General features: G+C 45.9%; 13 protein-coding genes. 4 read left to right on the forward strand and 9 right to left on the reverse strand.

Annotation, left to right across the window (positions count from 1 at the left end):
* Positions 1–31: 31 nt before the first annotated feature.
* From R7044_RS07740 to folA, 3 genes are read left to right on the forward strand one after another with little or no spacing between them, the layout of a single operon-like run.
* On the forward strand, positions 32–832 hold the full coding sequence (locus tag R7044_RS07740) for a threonine/serine exporter family protein (RefSeq protein ID WP_005383089.1): 801 nt from the start codon (positions 32–34) through the stop codon (positions 830–832).
* Positions 832–1,305 carry a threonine/serine exporter family protein gene (locus R7044_RS07745; RefSeq protein ID WP_005379665.1) on the forward strand — a complete coding sequence of 158 codons (474 nt, stop codon included), beginning with the start codon at positions 832–834 and terminating at the stop codon, positions 1,303–1,305. The genes R7044_RS07740 and R7044_RS07745 overlap by 1 nt, the downstream gene beginning before the upstream one ends.
* Positions 1,306–1,314: 9 nt before the next feature.
* Complete coding sequence (gene folA / locus R7044_RS07750) at positions 1,315–1,794, forward strand: type 3 dihydrofolate reductase (protein ID WP_005379666.1); 480 nt, start codon at positions 1,315–1,317, stop codon at positions 1,792–1,794.
* Positions 1,795–2,063: 269 nt separating this feature from the next.
* On the opposite strand, the gene apaH is transcribed toward folA, so the two are convergent.
* The 6 genes from apaH to lptD all read right to left on the reverse strand — a co-directional run bounded on the left by apaH (position 2,064) and on the right by lptD (position 8,824).
* Complete coding sequence (gene apaH, locus R7044_RS07755) at positions 2,064–2,870, reverse strand: bis(5'-nucleosyl)-tetraphosphatase (symmetrical) ApaH (RefSeq protein WP_033906026.1); 807 nt, start codon at positions 2,868–2,870, stop codon at positions 2,064–2,066.
* 15 nt (positions 2,871–2,885) lie between these two features.
* On the reverse strand, positions 2,886–3,266 hold the full coding sequence (gene apaG / locus R7044_RS07760; RefSeq protein WP_005379668.1) for a Co2+/Mg2+ efflux protein ApaG: 381 nt from the start codon (positions 3,264–3,266) through the stop codon (positions 2,886–2,888).
* Between the two features lie 75 nt (positions 3,267–3,341).
* A complete protein-coding gene (gene rsmA, locus R7044_RS07765) occupies positions 3,342–4,151 on the reverse strand; it encodes a 16S rRNA (adenine(1518)-N(6)/adenine(1519)-N(6))-dimethyltransferase RsmA (protein WP_005379669.1) in 810 nt (269 codons plus the stop codon).
* Complete coding sequence (gene pdxA, locus R7044_RS07770; RefSeq protein ID WP_005383085.1) at positions 4,148–5,146, reverse strand: 4-hydroxythreonine-4-phosphate dehydrogenase PdxA; 999 nt, start codon at positions 5,144–5,146, stop codon at positions 4,148–4,150. The genes rsmA and pdxA overlap by 4 nt, the downstream gene beginning before the upstream one ends.
* Positions 5,136–6,419 (reverse strand): peptidylprolyl isomerase SurA, encoded by a 1,284-nt coding sequence (surA, locus tag R7044_RS07775; RefSeq protein ID WP_005379672.1) that lies wholly within the window; start codon positions 6,417–6,419, stop codon positions 5,136–5,138. Before surA ends, pdxA begins: the two co-directional genes overlap by 11 nt.
* Positions 6,420–6,478: 59 nt before the next feature.
* Complete coding sequence (lptD, locus tag R7044_RS07780) at positions 6,479–8,824, reverse strand: LPS assembly protein LptD (protein WP_033906028.1); 2,346 nt, start codon at positions 8,822–8,824, stop codon at positions 6,479–6,481.
* A 266-nt stretch (positions 8,825–9,090) separates the two neighbouring features.
* Here lptD and djlA point away from each other — a divergent pair, with 266 nt between their 5' ends.
* The gene (djlA, locus tag R7044_RS07785) at positions 9,091–9,945 is read left to right on the forward strand and encodes a co-chaperone DjlA (RefSeq protein WP_033906031.1); all 855 of its coding nucleotides are present in this window, start codon (positions 9,091–9,093) and stop codon (positions 9,943–9,945) included.
* A 142-nt stretch (positions 9,946–10,087) separates the two neighbouring features.
* Here the strand turns inward: djlA and R7044_RS07790 are convergent, their stop codons facing one another.
* The 3 genes from R7044_RS07790 to leuC all read right to left on the reverse strand — a co-directional run bounded on the left by R7044_RS07790 (position 10,088) and on the right by leuC (position 13,220).
* Positions 10,088–10,870 carry a DUF547 domain-containing protein gene (locus R7044_RS07790; protein ID WP_225455464.1) on the reverse strand — a complete coding sequence of 261 codons (783 nt, stop codon included), beginning with the start codon at positions 10,868–10,870 and terminating at the stop codon, positions 10,088–10,090.
* A gap of 335 nt (positions 10,871–11,205) precedes the next feature.
* Positions 11,206–11,808, reverse strand: a complete 603-nt coding sequence (gene leuD / locus R7044_RS07795; RefSeq protein ID WP_005383071.1) for a 3-isopropylmalate dehydratase small subunit — start codon at positions 11,806–11,808, stop codon at positions 11,206–11,208.
* An 11-nt stretch (positions 11,809–11,819) separates the two neighbouring features.
* Positions 11,820–13,220 carry a 3-isopropylmalate dehydratase large subunit gene (gene leuC, locus R7044_RS07800; protein ID WP_005383069.1) on the reverse strand — a complete coding sequence of 467 codons (1,401 nt, stop codon included), beginning with the start codon at positions 13,218–13,220 and terminating at the stop codon, positions 11,820–11,822.
* Positions 13,221–13,322 lie beyond the last annotated feature (102 nt).

The following is a 13,322-nucleotide window of genomic DNA, read 5'->3' on the forward strand; positions in this document are numbered from 1 at the left end:
AGTAACACCCTAAAAGGAATTAGACTTATTTATGACTCTAGAAACCATACCGCCTAGAGAGTTGGCGGTATCTACTCAACGATCGATTTCTCGTCTTGTCGCCCAAGCCGGACAAATGCTACTCGCTCATGGTGCTGAAAGTACTCTTGTGAGCGATATTATGCGTCGTATTGGCCTTGCTTGTGGGGTGAATGAAGTTGCGGTAGCACTATCAGCTAATGCATTGGTTGTGACGACGGTAATGGATGGGCATTGCATCACCACCACCCGAAGCTGCGCTGATCGTGGCATCAATATGCGCGTTATTACGCAAATTCAACGAATCTGTATCATGATGGAACGTGGTTTGCTCGATGCAACCATGGCGCAGAAAAAGCTGAACGCTATCAGTCCAGAGCGTTATAACCGCTGGTTGGTGGTGTTTATGATTGGCTTGTCTTGTGCGGCATTCAGTCATCTAGCTGGTGGTGATTGGGGAGTCTTCATCATGACCTTTTTAGCTTCAGCTGGTGGCATGATCGTTCGCCAAGAAATTGGTCATCGTCATTTCAACCCTCTATTGAACTTTGCTGCGACCGCTTTTGTGACTACCTTAATTTCAGCACAGGCGGAAATTTACCAAATCGGTAATCTACCTACCGTAGCAATGGCATCGTCAGTATTAATGCTTGTACCTGGTTTCCCACTCATTAACTCTGTCGCAGATATGTTGAAAGGCCACATTAATATGGGGATTGCTCGATTTGTGATGGCTAGTTTACTAACGTTGGCGACATGTTTGGGGATCGTTGCTGCGATGAGTGTAACTGGAATTTGGGGGTGGGCTATCTAATGAGTTTATTTGATTTGATGTTTGGCCTGTTGAATGACATGTTTTTTGCGGCGATTCCCGCCGTAGGATTTGCATTGGTTTTTAACGTGCCACAAAGAGCTTTAGTGTATTGCGCTGTTGGTGGTGCGATTGGTCATGGTAGCCGCTACTTGATGATGCAGTTTGGCATTCCTATTGAGTGGGCAACCTTTTTTGCTGCGACGTTAGTTGGGATGATCGGTGTGTACTGGTCTCACCGTTTTCTCGCGCATCCAAAAGTGTTTACTGTGGCTGCTTTGATCCCGATGGTGCCGGGTGTGTTTGCTTACAAAGCAATGATCGCTATGGTAGAGATCAATCATGTTGGCTACTCACCCGAGCTTGTTGCAACCTGTATGGAAAACTTTCTTAAGGCCATGTTTATTATTGCAGGTTTAGCAGTTGGTCTTGCGGTTCCAGGGCTGTTATTCTATCGCCGCAGACCTATTGTATAAGGACCTAACATGATCATTAGTATGATTGCCGCGATGGCCGACAATCGCATCATTGGCAAAGACAATCAAATGCCTTGGCACCTTCCCGCCGATTTCGCTTGGTTTAAGCGTTGTACCATGGGAAAACCGGTTGTGATGGGACGCAAAACCTATGAGTCTATTGGTCGCCCTTTACCTGGTCGCTTGAATATTGTTATTAGCCGTGATGAGACACTAAAGATCGAAGGTGTCACTACCGTAACATCGATTGAGCAGGCTCTGGAAGTCGCAGGTGATGTGGAAGAAGTGATGATCATTGGTGGTGGTGCGATTTACACCACTTGTCTGCCTATGGCCAATAAACTGTATGTAACACACATTGAAGCGGCCATTGATGGTGATACTCAGTTCCCAGATTGGGGAGACGAGTTTAAGGAAACTTACTCAGAAATGTATCAAGCCGATGAGAAAAACGCCTACAACATGCGCTTTACTGTGTTAGAAAAGTAATTCGAGATTAACACCGCGTAGTTAATACGGTAATGCCGTTCGTATAACAGCGAGCGGCCATCCCAACCTACCGTCATCCTGAAAAGCGACGAAAGAGCGAGATTCAGGAGCCTCTATACGAGTACTTTGTTGTCAAAGGTATTTCTATCTATTCGCAGCGCGAGGATATTAGATTTCTAGTCTCGTTAAGGCTCGTTGGAATGACCCTACAGGAGGTGTTAAGTGACAGGTATTCCTCCTACTATGGATTATCGACTGTTATTCAGTGTTTAACTTAACGCATCCTGAGTAAAAATTTTCTTATCTTCCCAACGGATCATGGTTAGGCTTCCGCCCCAAACACAGCCAGTATCTAGCCCGATGACTTCGCTGTTCATATAACCTTGCAGTGCAGCCCAGTGCCCAAAGAGCACCGCTTTGTTTAAGTGGATACGTTCAGGCACCTCAAACCATGGAATAAGTTCGTTACCGGAAACTTGTTGCGGTGGCAATTTACAATCCATATCCAAACGACCATCAGGGAAACAAAAGCGCATCCGCGTAAAAGCATTGATAATATAACGGTATCGGTCCAAACCCTGTAGAGAGTCATCCCAGGAATCAGGTTGATTGCTGTACATGTTTTTTAATAGCCAAGGCAGCTCTTCACTTTGGATGATGCGCTCAACTTCACGGGCACACTTTCTCGCTGTTTTTAGATTCCACTGCGGTGATATGCCAGCGTGACACATCACGAACTCGTCATGCTCGGCCATTAGAGGTTGCTGAGCTAGCCATGTCAGTAGTTCCTCTTTGTCAGGGGCCGTGAAAATAGGTGCGGTTCTATCTTTGTCTTTGACCTTTTTTATCCCGTGAGCCACTGCAAGAAGGTGAAGGTCGTGATTACCAAGCACGACGATTGCGCTTGCGCCAAGTGACTTCACAAAGCGTAACGTTTCTAATGATTTAGGCCCTCTGGCGACCAAATCACCAGCAAGCCAAAGTTGGTCTTTTTTCGCAGAGAAAGATACTTTTTCTAGTAGTCGCTGCAATTCATCAAAACAGCCTTGGATGTCACCAACAATATAGGTAGCCACTGAATCTCCAATTTACTAATTTAAAACATTTGGAACAGCCAAGCGAAATGGTTCAATTTCGGTGATGAACTCTTGCCCTTTTTCATCCAGCATTTTGTAGTGTCCTTGCATAACGCCGACAGGGGTTTCTAACGCTGTTCCGCTACTGTACGTGTATTCATCATTGCTTGGAATAAAGGGCTGCTGGCCTACCACTCCGTCACCTTCAACCGTCATTTGCTTGCCATTCGAGTCTGTGATTAGCCAGCGGCGGCTCACTAACTGTACGGTTTGTTGGCTAAGGTTTTTGATGGTGATGATATAAGCGAAAACGTAGCGTTGTAGCTCTGGGTTGGACTGTTCTTCGATGTATTTGGTGTGAACTTGAATTTTGATGCAAGGTTGAATGACGTCCATGTGCACTCCTCAGAAACGTAATATCCCAATAATAATAAGCCAAACCTACAAGGGTTTGGCTCATTGTTTGAGTTCTTAGTGCTGCGGGTTATCCGCAAGCCAGTTCGCCATTGCGACGAATTGTTCTAGCGTCAGGTTCTCTGGACGCATGCTTGGATTAACACCTAGCTCTTCTAGTACTTCTGTGCTTAACAACGATTTGTAGCAGTTACGAACGGTTTTACGACGTTGGTTAAAGCCTTCACGACAAACGCGATCGAGCAAACGCAGATCTTTCGCCGGGCATGGCAGCTCTTCGTAAGGCACTAAACGAACAACGGCAGAATCCACTTTCGGTGGTGGAACGAATGCCGTTGGCGGTACTTCCAGTACTGGTACCACTTTACAGTAGTACTGAGCCATTACCGTTAAACGGCCGTAAGCTTTGCTGCCAGGGCCGGCGGCTAAGCGGTTTACCACTTCTTTTTGCAGCATAAAGTGCATGTCTTGAATGTCTTTATGGAACTCAAAAAGGTGGAACATCAATGGTGTAGAGATGTTGTATGGCAAGTTACCAAAAATGCGCAGCTTGTTGTTTGGCTTCACTAATTGAGTGAAGTCAAAACGCATAGCGTCACCCTCATGGATGGTCAACTTATCCGCCAGTTCAGGGTGAGTACGTAGGCGTTCTGCCAGATCGCGGTCTAATTCGATAACTGTGAACTTATCTACTTCACGACCTACTGGCTCAGTAATTGCACCAAGACCAGGACCGATTTCAACCAGGTTTTGACCTGGTTTTGGGTTAATCGCTGATACGATTCCATCAATAATGTATGGATCGTTCAGGAAGTTTTGACCAAAACGTTTACGCGCTTTGTGTCCTAAATGGACATCATTTCTCATTGTTTCTTCTCTACCAAATCTATCGCATGCGTGAGCGCTGTTCGGAAACTCCCTGTATCCGCTTGACCTGTCCCTGCCAGATCTAATGCAGTACCGTGGTCCACCGATGTTCTAATAAAAGGTAGACCAAGAGTAATGTTTACTGAACGACCAAAGCCTTTGTACTTTAATACTGGCAATACTTGATCATGGTACATGCCTAAAACAGCATCAGCATCATTTAAATATTTTTCATTGAAAATGGTATCAGCCGGCAGAGGGCCGATAAGGTTGATACCTTTTTCTTGTCGAATTTTTTCCAGTGTCGGAGTGATGGTCTCGATCTCTTCACGACCTAAGCAGCCATCTTCGCCAGCATGAGGGTTAAGCCCGCAAACGTAGATGTTTGGTTGTGCGATAGCAAACTTTTCTACAAGGTCTTTATGAAGAATATCGATGATTTTTTCTAATCGCTCTTCGGTGACAGCTTTGGACACATAAGCTAAAGGAATATGTGTTGTAACCAGCGCCACGCGTAGTCCTTCCGTTGCTAGCATCATTACGACTAGCGGCGTTTGTGACTTCTCGGCGAAAAATTCAGTATGACCACTGAATGCAACACCTGCGCGATTGATCACCCCCTTATGAACAGGGCCGGTGACAATAGCATCAAATTCATCATTCATACAGCCTAAAGCCGCTCTTTCTAGCGTTTTTAGTACATAGTGGCCATTCGCTTCATTGAGCTCGCCTGCGACCGCAGGTTCCGATATTTGGATATGGTCAACGATAAGCGTGCCCGCTTTTTGTGCTTTAGGTGCTTCTTCTGGATTGTAATCAGACAGTTGGACTTCGATTCCAAGCTGCTTGGCTCGCTCCGTCAGCATATTCTTATCGGCACAGACGACAATTTGGTGCGCCCAATCTTCTTTCGATAGGGCAAGCACTAAGTCTGGGCCGATACCCGCAGGTTCCCCTGCGGTTACGACAATTCTACGAATTGTATTAGTTGTCATTGTTGTCATCCACGATTTCAACAAACGCACTTGCGCGTAGCTCTTGCATCCATGCGCCCGCTTCTTCATTAAATTTACGGTTAAATAGAATACGGTAAGCTTTGTTCTTCATCGCTGAGTCAGTACGGTCAACTTGGCGACGATCCAACACTTCAACGATATGCCAGCCGTGAACGGTTTTGAACGGTTCGCTGATTGAGCCAACTGGCAGAGTTTCTACTTGGTGCTTGAATTCTGGCACGTAAAGATCTGGTGTTTGATAACCTAGTTCACCGTCTTGTGCTGCCGAGCCAGGATCTTGACTGTATTGTGTTGCCAATTGAGCGAACGTTGCTTCACCGGCTTTGATGCGGCGTACAAATTCATTCAGTTGCTTCTTCGCCCCTTCGTCGCTCAGAATCACGGTTGGTTTAATCAAAATATGACGCGCATTTACTTCCGTTACCGCAACCGTTTCTAGGCCTTTGACATCCTCTATTTTTAGGATGTGGAAACCAACGCCACTACGGAAAGGACCAATAATGCTGCCTTTGTTTTGCATCTTGATCTGATCAGCAAAGATGGTCGGCATCTCTTCTTTACGCATCCAGCCCCAGTCACCACCTTGTAAAGCTTTAGGACCTTTTGAGTAGGTGTAGGCCATCTCCGTAAAGTCTGCACCTTCGTTTAGCTTTTTCGCGAGCGCTTTAGCTTCTGCTTCTACAGCAGATTTTTCTTTATCGTCAGAGAAGCGCAGTTGAATGTGTCCAATTTTGTATTGAACAGTCGCATTGGTTTCTTGTGATAGTTGTTCCGCAAGGCTATCGACCTCTGCTGGAAGGATATTAATACGGCGACGAACCAGTGCATTGCGGGCTTCTGATGCGGCGATTTCCTTACGAATTTGTTCGCGGAATTCTGGGTAACTTAAACCTTCACTTTCTACAGAAGCAGCGAGTTGTTCTACCGATTGCTCATTATTACGTGCGATCTCTGCAATCGCTTGGTTTAAACGGTTGTCGTCAATACGCACACCAATACGGTCTGCTTCTTGGCCTTGCAACGTATCAATGATAAGTTTTTCAACGACTTGTTCTTTTAACACGCTGGTAGAAGGTAAGCTCTTTCCACTTTGACGTGCGTTGGCTTGCAGCGTTTTCATCGCTGTTTCGATGTCGCTTTGTAGAACTACACCGTCGTTCACGATGACCGCAACCTTATCGATCTCTACTGGTGCTGCAACCGCTCCGCAAGAGAGTAGGGTCGTGAATAAGATTGATTTCCAAATTTTCATTTAAAATTCCGTCAGTATTTTTGAATAGGCGTCTTATTCATTTAAGACGCCTATTTTGATTAATTGTTCAGATAGAATGGGCGGCCGTACTTAATCGCGTTGTCAGAACCATCCAGTTCTTTGACTGCAGTGTCTTCACGCTGATTGGTCGCAAAGCCTTGAATACCGAAGTTAACGCTAAAGTTATTTTCGTATTCAGGTGATGCCCCAGTGCTGCCGATAGTTTGGTTTTTCCAACCAAGCAATTGGTTGGCGTAAGTCACACCAATGTACCAACAGTCAGACTGGTAACGCAGGCTCGCTAGCCATTCTAGGTCCGCATTTTCATTGAGGTCGTAGTAGTATTGACCACTTGCAGACCAGTTCGGGTTGAACTCGTAGGCCGCTACAATACCTGCTTGTGAAATGCCTTTACGAGTAATTGTGTCTAGGTTTTCGAGAATGATCGTATCTTCGATGTATTCACGCGTGACGTAACGATAGTTACCCTGAATAAAGCCACCGTTAAATTGGTACTCTAAGGTACTGTTCGCCAACTGCATGGAGCTCAAATCGATATCGTATTGAATTCCACCGTGATAGAACAAGTAATCGTTGTAGTTGAAATCGGCTTCAATCGCCCATGATGAATAGTTGGTGGTCTCATCCGGAAGATTTGGGCTGTTGCTCAGTTTGGTCTTTTTATCGAAGTAGTAAATCTGACCAAATGAAACGTTAAGACGCTCTTTATAGTCATCATCAAAGAAGCGAGTACTCGCACCGTAGCTTAACTGGTTCGCAGAGGCGATTTTATCAATGCCACTGTACTTACGACTGCGGAATAGCCCGTAGTAGTCGGTTTGTAGCAAGGTGGTATCGTAATTGTAGATGTTGGTTTGATCTTCTTCAGGTACGTACAAGTACTGCAGCTGAGGCTCCAGTGTTTGGGTGTAGCCCTTGATCCAGCTTGTATCTCGTTCTAAGTAAAGTTGCGCATGCGTACGGAACTCAGGAATAACACGAGAAACTTCATCATCCAACTGGTTTTGCAAGTTTACATCTGTCAAACCCGTTAAGTCTTGAGAGTAATACGTAGAGAGCACGCGCGCTTCTGTTGTCCACGTTGCCCATGAGTTTGAGAGCGGTAATGTAAGCCCTGGTTCAATGTGAACACGGGTCGCATTTGGTCGCGCAGCATCGCTCGTATCGAAGCGGCTGACTTGGCTCTTCACGTCAAAGTTAAGGTAATCTCCCCACAACGGCGTGTAGTAGTTCAAGTCTAACTGAGGAAGCAGGCGATAAGGGCGGTTCTCTTCTTTCAATAAGATTTGGAAGTCACGAACGGTTAACGAGGCATCCCAGAAGTCAGAACGATATTGTACTTGTCCTTCTTGAACCAGTTGACCATCTTCACGGTTACCAATGTTGGAGTCGAGATCGAGGAAGTAATCAATATCACTCACTTTTGAGTAATCGACTTTGACTATCCACTGTTTATTGATGATACCGTCGTGTTTAACTTGGTAGCCCCAACGAGACTCGTCCTGATATTTGCGATCACTATTGAGGTATTCGCCTTTGATTTCTCCATTTCCCCAACCATCTGTTAGGTAGCGGAAGTCAGTATCGAGTTTTGTACCACGTTGCTGCATATAGAGCGTGGTGAGTGTCATGTCATATTGAGGCGCGATGTTCCAATAGAATGGCACCTCGACTTCCATACCATCACTAGAACCGTACGATAAAGAAGGGAAGAGGAAACCCGTTTTGCGCGTATCTCCAATTGGCATGGTTAGATACGGCACATAGAAAACAGGCACATCTAACACTTCAAATCGAGGATGGTGCAGCGTCGCTGTCTCTTCATCTTGGTCAACATCGATGCCTGACGCAACCAATCGCCATGAATTATCGCCTTGAGGGCACGATGTGATAGAGCCGTCTTCGAGTTCATAAACCGACTGACCTGTGCGGGCGATATAGGCTGCAGTGCCTCGGCCTTGTTGGCAAAGGAACTGATAATCGGTGTTCTCAAGTGAAAACGTATCTTGATTAATGTCGTTAGTAACACGATCAGATCGAGCTTTGACTTGGCCGTCATTGAAAGTCACGTTGCCTTCGGCAACCACGACGTTGTCTTGTTGGTGCAGCGTTACGCTATCTGCGGTAATTTTCTTCTGGCCTTGGGTGACTTGTACATTACCTGAGTACTGAGCTTTGTCACCATTGATGGCTTGCAGGGTGTCAGCCTCTACCACTACTGGGGTATTAAGAGCGTCCTCCTCGCCACTTGTATCGACCAAACATTGATCTGTGGCGGGCATTTCCTGCACACTATCATGGATATTCGCTTCAGCTTGAGTGGTGGGTACAAACAAGGCGGTGCTGATAGAGGCCGCTAAAAATGTGCGGGAGAAATGTTGCATTGAATTGAACTTTCCTGTGTCACTACTACTCGATGGCTATAGGGCTTGTTGTACCCTAGCGTAATAGCCAAATGAATCAACTATAGTCGCATTTATCCCAGCGTATTGATTCACTGTGGCATAATGACGACAAAATAGCTGCAAAGATAAGCAGGCGAAATGGCCTAGCCGAAATAAAACTAATTCCATTATCATAAAGGAAATCGTTGCATCCGGCACTATAAGACCGCCGTCGTCGATAAAAATTCATTGATAGAGAACACATAATGCATATTTTTGGCAAAATTCTGGGTGCCTTTTTTGGCTTGTTACTTGGCGGGCCGCTAGGTTTACTCTTTGGCTTATTTATTGGCCATCAATTCGATAAAGCACGTCGCTTGAGTCAAGCCGGGTTCTCTACTGGCGGCTTTGGAAAAGGGCCAAGTCAAGCTCAGCGCCAAGAAGAGTTTTTTAAAGCGGCGTTTGCGGTAATGGGACATGTGGCAAAAGCGAAAGGCCAAGTCACCAAAGAGGAAATCCAACTGGCTTCAGCCATGATGGACCGCATGAATTTGCATGGCGAACAGCGTCGCGCAGCGCAAGACGCGTTTCGTGAAGGTAAAGACAGCGACTTTCCGTTAGAAGATGTTCTTGTTCGTGTGAAAATTTCGACAGCTGGTCGCTTTGACTTGTTGCAATTTTTCTTAGAGCTGCAAATCTCGGCGGCCTTTGCAGATGGCTCGATCCACCCGAGTGAACGAAATGTACTACACAAGATTGCACGTGGTTTGGGTTTCTCTTCTGAGCAATTAGAGCGTCGTTTGCAAATGCAAGAAGCCGCATTTCGTTTCCAAAGCCAGGGCGGTTTTCATGGTCAGCATCAACGCCAATCTTCAGGTGGTAGCTGGCAACAAGCTTCACAAGCGGATCAGTTGGCCGACGCGTACAAAATTCTGGATGTGTCTTCAGATGCAGACAGTAAAACCGTTAAGCGTGCTTATCGTAAACTGATGAACGAGCATCACCCGGACAAATTGATGGCTAAAGGTTTACCACCAGAGATGATGAACGTCGCGAAAGAGAAATCTCAAGAGATTCAAAACGCTTACGATCTTATTAAGAAGGTTAAAGGCTTTAAGTAGTCGGACGTTTTCTATCAAACATTTGGATGTAAAAAAGGGCACTCAGTGCCCTTTTTTTCATGTCTTAGTCTTTGAGTTGCCGGTGTCTTTAGCTTTTGGCCTATTATGTCCCTAATGCTAATTGACCTCACATCCCCCCAGTTTAGTTGGCTTGATTCAAGTCCCAATCGTATTCGTATTTCACTTTGCCAGAGAAGTTTTTGTATTGCGGAGCATACGTTGCGATGTGGTTGAAAACTTGTTTCTCTCCACCAAAGTCCGCTGCAAACCAATCATAAATAGAAGACAGCTGCGCCGTGTTACCTTGGATAGATACGCCTTTGCTGCTGTTGATAAATGTTTTGGCGGCACTATCCAGTAGAGCTTGCGTGTTGTCAGCAGTGAATGCTTGAGATTGCAGATTAGGGCATCCTAGGCTGGCACAGTTAACCGCGTAATGCGTTCTTGGGTCATTCCAAATTGGACGCAAAATTCGATGTTCAATATCGTTTAAAGTTAGATCCTTCCCATTGACCACGACCACATCGTCTCCCCAAGGACCAAAGCTAAATAAACCACCTAGCTTGGTGATTGATTCGACTGGATAGTTATCCAAAATAAGATCTACCGTGATGGCGTTGTAAAGGTTTACCCAATAGGCATATTGCTCTGCTTGGTTGTATTGTAGAGGGTCTAGTTTTGCCAAACGCTGGATGTATTGTTTCAGCTTAGTTTTATCGACAGAGGAGACTTGGCTATAACGAAACAAGGTATTCTCGCCTTGTTCAACTAAATAAGTATCGAGCAGTTGTTGCCATTCTTGATGAGAAATTTGGGTTTGGTTGGCTTGATTCGATTGTTTCCAATATGGCCATAAGTCGGATTTAGGCGCGGACAATGTCGAGAAAGAAACCAGAGCACACAACAGCAATAACAGACGCTTCATAGAGATACCTTTGAATGAGATATTGTTGATAGTGTAGACCAGTTTAGTGCTTGTTTTCTTTCAGTAATCAGTGGCCTTTATTCGCTGTCATTCCGAGGAGCATAAGCGATATCAGGAATCTAATACCCACAAACTCTTGAGTAAAGACAGTATGAATCTGTACAGTGCGCTCTGGTAGTCGATCCTGAATCACGCTCCTTCGTCGCTGTTCAGGATGACGAATTTCAACAGAGGCGTTCGGTATTCTGTAAGCAAAGCGATATGAGATCTGTCACCCAAAACAAATCAAGGGCCGACAATTGCCAGCCCTTGATTTGTGTATTTACTAACGCGTCTTAACGCAAGAAGCTTGGAATATTCGCTTCGTACTCAGCAATCTTATCTTCGTGTTGAAGGGTTAGGCCAATGTTGTCCAAACCGTTTAGCAAGCAATGACGACGGAACGAATCGATTTCAAAACCATATTCTTTGCCGTTGGCACGAACGACATTCGCTTCTAGGTCGACCTCGACTTCTGCACCTTCATTTGCCTCAACAAACTGGAAGATTTCATCCACTTCTTGTTCAGTCAAACGAACTGGCACCATTTGGTTGTTGATCGAGTTGCCGTAAAAAATATCGGCAAAGCTTGGTGCGATCATCGCTTTTATGCCGTAATCCGCTAGTGCCCACGGTGCGTGCTCACGAGATGAGCCACAGCCGAAGTTTTCACGAGCCAGCAAGATAGACGCGCCTTGGTAGCGAGGTGCGTTCATCACGAACTCTGGATTTGGCTGTTCGCCAGCATCGTCTAGGAAGCGCCAGTCATGGAATAGGTGCTTACCAAACCCTAGGCGGGAGACCTTTTGTAGGAACTGCTTTGGAATGATGGCATCAGTATCAACGTTCGCTGCATCTAGAGGAACAACTAAGCCTGTGTGTTGTTTAAAGCCTGACATTGGTTTGCTCCTTAGTCTAGTTCACGAATATCTACAAAGTGACCAGCAATTGCTGCTGCCGCTGCCATCGCAGGGCTCACTAGGTGGGTACGGCCATCACGACCTTGGCGGCCTTCAAAGTTACGGTTTGAAGTAGACGCACAACGTTCATGTGGGCCCAAACGGTCATTGTTCATTGCTAGACACATCGAGCAACCTGGTAGGCGCCACTCAAAGCCCGCTTCTTTAAAGATAACGTCCAAGCCTTCCGCTTCTGCTTGCGCTTTTACTTGCTCAGAGCCAGGAACGATCAGCGCTTGAACGTGAGGCGCGACTTTGCGACCTTTCGCTACTTCAGCGGCTGCGCGCATGTCTTCGATACGTGAGTTAGTACAAGAACCAACGAAGACTTTATCGACGTTGTAATCAGACAATGACTTGCCTGCCTCTAGGCCCATGTAAGCCAATGCTTTTTCTGCCGATGCTTTTTCTACTGGGTCGGCAAAGCTTTCTGGTGCTGGGATCGGTTGATCTACTGCGATCACTTGGCCTGGGTTAGTACCCCAAGTGACTTGTGGTCTGATATCCGCTGCGTTTAGTGTCACGACTGCATCAAACTGAGCATCATCGTCCGTTTTTAATGTTTTCCAGTATTCTACTGCTGCATCAAAGTCGGCACCTTGGGGTGAGAATTTACGGCCTTTGATGTATTCGAACGTGGTTTCATCTGGTGCAATCAAACCGGCTTTCGCACCTAGCTCAATTGCCATATTACATACGGTCATGCGGCCTTCCATTGAAAGGTCGGTGATCGCCTCACCACAGAATTCAACCACGTAGCCTGTACCGCCAGCAGCTGTGGTTTCACCGATGATCGCTAGCACGATATCTTTAGCCGTGATGCCCGGAGCCACTTTGCCTTTTACTTCGATCTTCATCGTTTTAGCGCGCGCTTGTTTTAGCGTTTGAGTTGCTAATACGTGCTCAACTTCAGATGTTCCAATACCAAAAGCTAGCGAGCCGAACGCACCGTGTGTAGCCGTGTGCGAGTCACCACAAACAATGGTCATGCCCGGTAGGGTAATACCAAGCTCTGGGCCCATAACGTGCACAATACCTTGATATTTATGGTTAATGTCGTAAAGCGTAACACCAAACTCTTCACAGTTTTTCGATAGCGTTTCCATCTGGATACGAGCCATCTCACCGGATGCGTTGATGTCTTTGGTGGTTGTTGAAACGTTGTGGTCCATGGTGGCAAAAGTTTTGCTGACCTGACGCACCTTACGACCTTTTTCACGCAAGCCGTCAAATGCTTGCGGAGACGTCACTTCATGTACCAAGTGACGGTCGATGTACAAGATTGGGTTTTCCCCTTCTGCTGCGACGGCAACGTGTGCGTCGTAGACTTTTTCGTATAGTGTTTTGCCCATTGTTTGCTTCCTTTCCTCGTTATCCTTGTTGCTTTGTTTTAGCACCAATGACTTAGAGGTAAGTCATTGGTGGATAGAGGATTTAGTATTTATTATGAATCT

The sequence above is a fragment of the Vibrio sp. 1402 genome, assembly GCF_033340275.1.

Coding starts and splice junctions, on each gene's coding strand:
- R7044_RS07740 (WP_005383089.1), top strand. CDS start 32: ATGACTCTAGAAACCATACCGCCTAGAGAGTTGGCGGTATCTACTCAA.
- R7044_RS07745 (WP_005379665.1), top strand. CDS start 832: ATGAGTTTATTTGATTTGATGTTTGGCCTGTTGAATGACATGTTTTTT.
- folA (WP_005379666.1), top strand. CDS start 1,315: ATGATCATTAGTATGATTGCCGCGATGGCCGACAATCGCATCATTGGC.
- apaG (WP_005379668.1), bottom strand. CDS start 3,266: ATGGACGTCATTCAACCTTGCATCAAAATTCAAGTTCACACCAAATAC.
- rsmA (WP_005379669.1), bottom strand. CDS start 4,151: ATGAGAAATGATGTCCATTTAGGACACAAAGCGCGTAAACGTTTTGGT.
- pdxA (WP_005383085.1), bottom strand. CDS start 5,146: ATGACAACTAATACAATTCGTAGAATTGTCGTAACCGCAGGGGAACCT.
- surA (WP_005379672.1), bottom strand. CDS start 6,419: ATGAAAATTTGGAAATCAATCTTATTCACGACCCTACTCTCTTGCGGA.
- lptD (WP_033906028.1), bottom strand. CDS start 8,824: ATGCAACATTTCTCCCGCACATTTTTAGCGGCCTCTATCAGCACCGCC.
- djlA (WP_033906031.1), top strand. CDS start 9,091: ATGCATATTTTTGGCAAAATTCTGGGTGCCTTTTTTGGCTTGTTACTT.
- R7044_RS07790 (WP_225455464.1), bottom strand. CDS start 10,870: ATGAAGCGTCTGTTATTGCTGTTGTGTGCTCTGGTTTCTTTCTCGACA.
- leuD (WP_005383071.1), bottom strand. CDS start 11,808: ATGTCAGGCTTTAAACAACACACAGGCTTAGTTGTTCCTCTAGATGCA.
- leuC (WP_005383069.1), bottom strand. CDS start 13,220: ATGGGCAAAACACTATACGAAAAAGTCTACGACGCACACGTTGCCGTC.